General features: G+C 61.5%; 8 protein-coding genes. 2 read left to right on the forward strand and 6 right to left on the reverse strand.

All coding sequences use genetic code 11. From position 1 onward, the window contains the following. The 4 genes from HZC36_14915 to HZC36_14930 all read right to left on the reverse strand — a co-directional run. Nucleotides 1-239, reverse strand: a 239-nt coding sequence (locus tag HZC36_14915; GenBank protein MBI5708272.1) for an inorganic phosphate transporter, incomplete at its 3' end; no start/stop codon positions are given. After that, nucleotides 232-855 (reverse strand): DUF47 family protein, encoded by a 624-nt coding sequence (locus tag HZC36_14920; GenBank protein ID MBI5708273.1) that lies wholly within the window; start codon nucleotides 853-855, stop codon nucleotides 232-234. The genes HZC36_14920 and HZC36_14915, both read right to left, overlap by 8 nt. 264 nt (nucleotides 856-1,119) lie before the next feature. Further along, a complete protein-coding gene (locus HZC36_14925; protein MBI5708274.1) occupies nucleotides 1,120-1,233 on the reverse strand; it encodes a hypothetical protein in 114 nt (37 codons plus the stop codon). Nucleotides 1,234-1,314: 81 nt separating this feature from the next. Beyond that, nucleotides 1,315-2,388 carry a DUF2961 domain-containing protein gene (locus tag HZC36_14930; GenBank protein MBI5708275.1) on the reverse strand — a complete coding sequence of 358 codons (1,074 nt, stop codon included), beginning with the start codon at nucleotides 2,386-2,388 and terminating at the stop codon, nucleotides 1,315-1,317. A 55-nt stretch (nucleotides 2,389-2,443) separates the two neighbouring features. On the opposite strand from HZC36_14930, the gene HZC36_14935 reads away from it, so the two are divergent. Together HZC36_14935 and HZC36_14940 are read left to right on the forward strand one after the other, a co-directional pair. Next, nucleotides 2,444-2,782: a hypothetical protein gene (locus HZC36_14935; protein MBI5708276.1), complete on the forward strand. Its 339-nt coding sequence runs from the start codon at nucleotides 2,444-2,446 to the stop codon at nucleotides 2,780-2,782. A 7-nt stretch (nucleotides 2,783-2,789) separates the two neighbouring features. Continuing rightward, nucleotides 2,790-3,827 carry a glycosyltransferase family 2 protein gene (locus HZC36_14940; protein ID MBI5708277.1) on the forward strand — a complete coding sequence of 346 codons (1,038 nt, stop codon included), beginning with the start codon at nucleotides 2,790-2,792 and terminating at the stop codon, nucleotides 3,825-3,827. 362 nt (nucleotides 3,828-4,189) lie between these two features. Here HZC36_14940 and HZC36_14945 read toward each other — a convergent pair whose 3' ends face one another. After that, the gene (locus HZC36_14945; GenBank protein ID MBI5708278.1) at nucleotides 4,190-5,152 is read right to left on the reverse strand and encodes an SIS domain-containing protein; all 963 of its coding nucleotides are present in this window, start codon (nucleotides 5,150-5,152) and stop codon (nucleotides 4,190-4,192) included. Between the two features lie 226 nt (nucleotides 5,153-5,378). After that, the coding region (locus HZC36_14950; protein ID MBI5708279.1) for a DUF3417 domain-containing protein at nucleotides 5,379-5,994 on the reverse strand (616 nt) is incomplete at its 5' end.

Here is a 5,994-nt window from a genome sequence, read left to right on the forward strand (position 1 = left end):
ACTTCAGTCGCACCGGCGGGATTCACAATGCCTTTCGACACCGTCTTTGCCACACCCTCGAAGAGCATTGCGCCGGCGAAGTTCAGGATGCCGGCCATGATGACGGCCGCCGCAGGGCTCAGAACGCGAGTTGAGACGACGGTCGCGATGGCGTTTGCCGTATCGTGAAACCCGTTGATATAGTCGAACGCCAGGGCCAAGAAGACCGCAAGCACGATAATGACGGTGACTTCAGGCATATTTGTCGATGATCGTCCCGATGGTTGCGGCGATGTCCTCGCACTTGTCGACGGCAGTCTCGATGCGGTCGTAAAGCTCCTTCCACTTGATGACTGTCAGCGCGTCGATCCCGGGTTCGTCGAAGAGGGACTTCAGCGCGCCACGGAACGCCCGGTCGCTGGCATTTTCGACGGTGTGGATCTCTTTGAGCAGCTCTCGCAAGGGGCCCGACTTTGAAAAGCCCATCTGAAGCGAGCAGACCGCTTTCTCGGTGAGCTCCATGGCCTGCACCAGAAGCTCGACGGCAGGCGCAAGGTCGGGCCGGGGCGAGGAAAGCCCGTAGAGCTCGGCTCTGGCGGCCGCCGCTTCCACGTAGTCGGTCACGTCGTCCAGGTCCTGGCTGAGCGCTCGGAGGTCGTCCTTGTCGAGAGGCGTGATGAAGGTAGTGGCGATGCGGTTCTGCAGTTCGTGGGTCAGATCGTCGCCTTCGTGCTCCAGTTTCTTGATGGCCTCGTTTAGCTCGGCCATCCTGCCGAAGTCTTTGGTGAGCTCGTGGAGAGCCTTGGTTGACTTCAGGGCCACCTGGGCTTGAGCCTCGAGCAGGGCGAAGAGATTCCTGTCTTTTTGTCTTCTCATGGGTCCGCGCAAACTCCCTCGGTGCGGTACTTTAGGAGCATATTATGCGAATGTTAAGGTGGAGTTAAGGATTGCGGCGGGTGGCTAAAAAGTGGAAAACACCCGCCCAGGGCTCCCCTATGGGGCCTCGACGGGTGCATTGAGGAATGCCGTATTGGCGCTCGGCGATTCCAGTCGCCGAACCTAAGTCTCTTTGGCCGGAAGCCTGGGATACGCCCGCTTCAACAGACACCGATTAGGAGTGATCGAGTCTGTGGTTTCGCTCTACTGCTTGATGATGCGGGGGGTGACCATGATGATCACCTCGGTCTTGTGAACCTCGTTCTTTTGGCCACGGAAGAGCCCGCCCACCAGCGGCAAGTCGCCGAGCAAGGGCACCTTGTTGCTTTTGTTCCTCGTGCTGCGTCTTCGTTTTCGATTTCGTAGTTGGTCTGCGCTTAAGCGCCACCTTTCCGAGTCCTAAGCGAAATCAGGTTCTTGGCGTCTTGCCAATCGAAGCTCGACGGGCAGTAGCACGGGGAAGCGCTTGTGGGGTTCGAGCTGATACCAATAGGCCGTCGACGAATAGTCGTTCGAGAGCTTGTTGCCGTGGCCGTGCTCGATGGTAACGCGGACGCTCTTTGCGAACCGGACCGGGTCCTCGATATGGAAGCGGTACATCGAGTTTTTGCCCTTCCACGGCCAGTTGGAGTTGCCCGAATAGAGCGTCAGGCCATGGTAGGGCGCGCAAATCTCCTGCTGCGGGCAGAACGCCATGTTGAAGTAATCCTCGGTTCCGGTTCCGTGCAGGCTGGGAGGCCATGGCTCGCCGTCGATGAAGATCATATCGTCTCCCTCGCCGTACCAGTCGTTGGCCTGCCGTTCAAAGCAGTCGATGTGGAGCACGCACCCGCAATAAACGCCCGAGCCCTCCGCGTCAAGGATCACGTAGTTTCCGTCGCCGGTGGTGTTCGCGTTGCCCTGCCAAACCTCCCAGATGTTCTCGTTGTTGAGTTTGGGGACCTTGAAGCCGTCGGTCGGGTTTTCGCGTCGCCACTGGCAGTGGAAGCGAGCCACTTCCGGGCCTATCGGCTGGCTGTACTCCTCGTAATCGACATAGAAATAGATGCTGCAGTCCTCGTCGCTCTCGCTTTCGATCTCGATGCGCGCGGCGTCGAACGGCATCGGCCACCAGGAGTTCATGCCCCTTCCGTCCTGCGGGCTTGCCTGCAAGGGGAGCGAAACGAAGTTCTTGTTGAGGCTGAACCCCACGCCGAAGAAGTCCCCGATCGGCGATTCGACGCTCGGGTTCTCCTCGCCGTCCCACCACATCCGAAGCACTAGCCTCCGAAGGAACTGGGGGCCGCCGCCGCCGATCGTGCACCAGATGTGCTTGACGCAACCGGGCTTGTCGGTGTCGAGCACGACCGTCTTCTCACCGGGCTTCAGGCTCACGAAGTCGCGGTTTCCACCGGTTCGATCGAAACTTGAAGCGCGTTTGGACCGGTAGGAGCGCAGAAAGGGCAGGGAAGCTAGGGATCCTTGGCCGAACATGTTGCGCAGTTTACGGGATGTCCCGGCGACTCGGCGCAGGGTCTACAATGAACCTATGCTGAACTACCTTCTTGGCAGCTATTCATCGCCGTCGGTTGTCGTGCATGAGAAGGTCCCGTCGATCCCGGCGGCAGAGACCCAGCAATTGATGGCGCGCCTCGACGCGATGGAGCTGGCGTTTGCCGGGCTGTGGAAACTTTTGAAGGCCCAGGGATTCACCAATGAGCACTTGACCAAAGCCATGGAAGAGGTCGACCAGGAGGACGGGAACAAGGACGGCAGGATCACGCCGGTCCACTCCGTTTGCCCTTCTTGCGGCCAGAAGATCCTGAGTCGCGTGAGCAAGAAGTGCCTTTGGTGCGGGGCCGATGTTCCGGTAGGACCGCTGAGATAGGGTAGCGATGGAATCGGGGCTCGTCAGCATCATCATCCCGACGCGGAACCGCGCCTTGCTGCTGTCGGAAGCTGTTCGAAGCGCCCAGCTTCAGACCCACGATCGCTTGGAGATCCTGATCGTCGACGACGGTGGAGAGGATGAGACGCCCGAATTGGCAGAGCGGCTCTCTGCGACCGACAGCCGGATCAAGTTCTGGAAGCTTCCCGAGCGCCGGGGCGCCCCATACGCTCGGAATCTAGCCCTCAAGGAGTCCGAAGGCGAGTTTGTTCAGTTCCTTGATTCGGACGATTTGCTGCATCGGGAGAAGCTGCGCGTCCAGGTGGAGATTCTTGAGCGCGACCGAGATGCAGATCTCGCGGCTTGTCAGACGGGCCTCTTCAGAAGTCGGCCCGGGGATACACCGTTGCTGTGGAACACCCTTGAAGGCGAGCCTTTGAGACGTTTTTTACGGCATGACCTGCCGTGGGTGACGGTCGGTCCGCTCTGGCGCAAGGCTGCGCTGGATCGCGTGGGCGGGCACGATGAGTCGTTGCCTTCCAGCCAGGATTGGGAGCATCACACGAGGGCATTGATGCTCGGAGCCTTTCCGGTGGTCCATCGCCATCTTCTGGCGTTTTACAGGCTGCATGCGGGCGAGACCATCGGCAAACAGGCTGTGGAGACACGTGAAGAGGTGCACCTCGACGTGTTGCTCAAGCTCTACGCGCTCAAGGAAGCGGGCGCTTGGGATGGCAACGGGCTCGACAAGGAGATGTTTTCCAATCTGATCTGGGTTGCTCAGCGCGCTTACGAGCGCGGGAGGATGGCGACGGCCTCGAAGGCTTTTGAATTCGCCTTCAACCTGTTGCCCCTCAATCCGGCGAGCATGGAGGGAATCCGCAGAGCAGAGAGATCGCTGGAGCGAGGGTTGCCCTCTGCCGAGGCGTTTGCCGACCTTCCCTATGATCGTGCTGCCCGAGAAAACTGGTGGGGACACATAACCGTGGATCAAGAGCCTCCCCTTCCGATACCTGCGGCCCCGCGGTATCGAAGGTCAAGTTAGGTTCGTGGGTTCGTAGGTTTGTAGGTTTGTAGGTTTGTAGGTTCGAGCAAGAGGCTCTGGGGCGCGTTCCCCCCCCAAACCCCGGTTCGCTGAGCTTACGGCCTCTCCCCCGGGGGCGTGCAGAGGGTTGACGACTTGGACAGAGCCTCGCCCTCCATCCTTCCATACTCTCCTCCTCCCCTCACCCTGTTCACGGCCATTATGGCCTCTCCCCGAGGGGGGAGGTGGTGCGAGGATTGACGATTGACGATTTGGGGAGGCTGCGATGGGCGAAGGGCGGGGTGGCTTCGCTGACCCCAAACCCCGAACCCCAGACCCCAAACCCGGCACCCCATACGCCTCGTCAGGAAGGCTGCGGCCTCCTACAGCGTCTCCGTGACCTTCTTCAGAAACTGCGGGTCATCGGCGTCCAGACCCCGATGGCGCGCGGCAGTCAGGGCCAGCCACTGGCTAAAGAAAACGTCCCATAGAGGGGCGTAGACCGAGGGGACTCCGCGCGGTTCGGGCGGCAGCGGAGCCTGGAGGACCTCGCACCCTTGGGCACGCAGCCAGTCTGCCGGCTCGCCAAACACCACGGCGGCCGCGCCGTGGCCCGCCAGAGCCTTGGGGCCGTGCTGGAAGTCGGCGGTGGAGAAGCTCTTGCACGCCAGGCGCGCGCACTCCATGAGCTTGAGAGCGGTCTCGTTCGCGGTGCTAAAGCCATACCCGCGGGCCAGCGCGAAGAGCGGTTCGGAGCGGAGGAGCACGCCGCATTCGGCGACGGCGCGTTCCCGGCATAGGTTTGCCCAATCATCGTCCGGAAGGAAGCTCGCGGGGTCGGGAAGGTCCCCGCCAAGCACGCGCACCACTTGTGCGAGGGCCAGAAGGGAAGCGGAATAGGTCTTGGTTGCGGCGACGGACCTCTCTGCGCCGGCATCCAGGATGAGGGAGTGCTCCGCAACGTCGGTCAGGCGCGAGTTGGGAGTGTTCGTGATGGCGAGTGTGGAGTGGCCGTCATGGCGGAGCGCCGTCAGCACCTCGGCGACGTCCGGCGCGGCGCCACTTTGGGAGATGCCGATGGCGAGACACCGGGGATACCGGATCTTGCGTCCATAGCGGGTCCAGACAGAGGGTGAGGCCAGCACGGCGGGGATTCCCAAGTGGATTTCGATCAGGTAGCGGCCATACAGTGCGGCGTTGTCCGAGGAGCCACGGGCTGCGAGGAGGACGACCTCGGGCCGGCACTGGGAGAGCGCCGCGAGAGCCCCTTGAAAGTAGGCTTTGCAGCGGCCGGCGAGCATCTTCGGCTGCTCCTGGATTTCGGCCTCCATATACCTGCCCAGCATCGGCAAGAGCCTACCTGCGAGGTGAAAAGCTCCGCTGGAGTGGGGGAGAGTGAAGGGACGGAGCGACAAGGGACGGAGGGACGTTTGAGGTTGTGGCCCTTAAGCCTCAAACCTCAGGCCTCAGACCTGAGCACCCGAAAACCCGAAAACCTGAGAACCTGAAAACCTGAGAACCTGAAAACCTGAGAACCTGAAGACCTCCAGACCCCAGACCCTTTTGGCCGACCTAGCTCCCTTCCCAGGTCACCAAGTTCAGCTCGATCGGTACTGCCACATCCGGATGCGAAGGCACCACGCGGATCGAATAGCCCTTATGGCCCGAGGAAGCGACCTCGAGAGTGCCCTCATACTTGAACGCGCCACCTTCCTTGCCAACAAACTCGAGAGGAAGGTGGCTGACGTCCCGCAGTTCTCTGCTTGGGCCGACATTCCCGACCACTGCCTGGACCTGGACGTCTGTCTCGGCCAGCGTCCCCAGATCAACCTTGGCGGAGAGCTTGAGCACGGAGCCAATCGGGTTCGAGGCGCCCGCCGAGTCGCGGACTTCTACGATCTTGACGTTCGCCCAGGCCTTTTGGACCTTTTCGCGCCAGGGAACCGCCGCACTGGCCCGCGCGAGCCCACCCGAGGACATCTCTCGATAGGCCTGCGAGGCGGGCATGTAATAGCGCTCCGCGTACTCGCGGACCATGCGCTGGGTCGAGAAGACGGGCGCAAGCTCGGCGATGGACCTTTTGACGAGCTCGCACCAAGCGGCAGGCGGCTCCGAATCGATGCGGCTGTAGAACCGGCGCGCGACTTCGTGCTCGATGACGTGGTAAAGCGCCTTGCTGTCGGCCCAA

The organism is Armatimonadota bacterium (assembly GCA_016223145.1).
Classification (GTDB): domain Bacteria; phylum Armatimonadota; class Fimbriimonadia; order Fimbriimonadales; family Fimbriimonadaceae; genus Nitrosymbiomonas.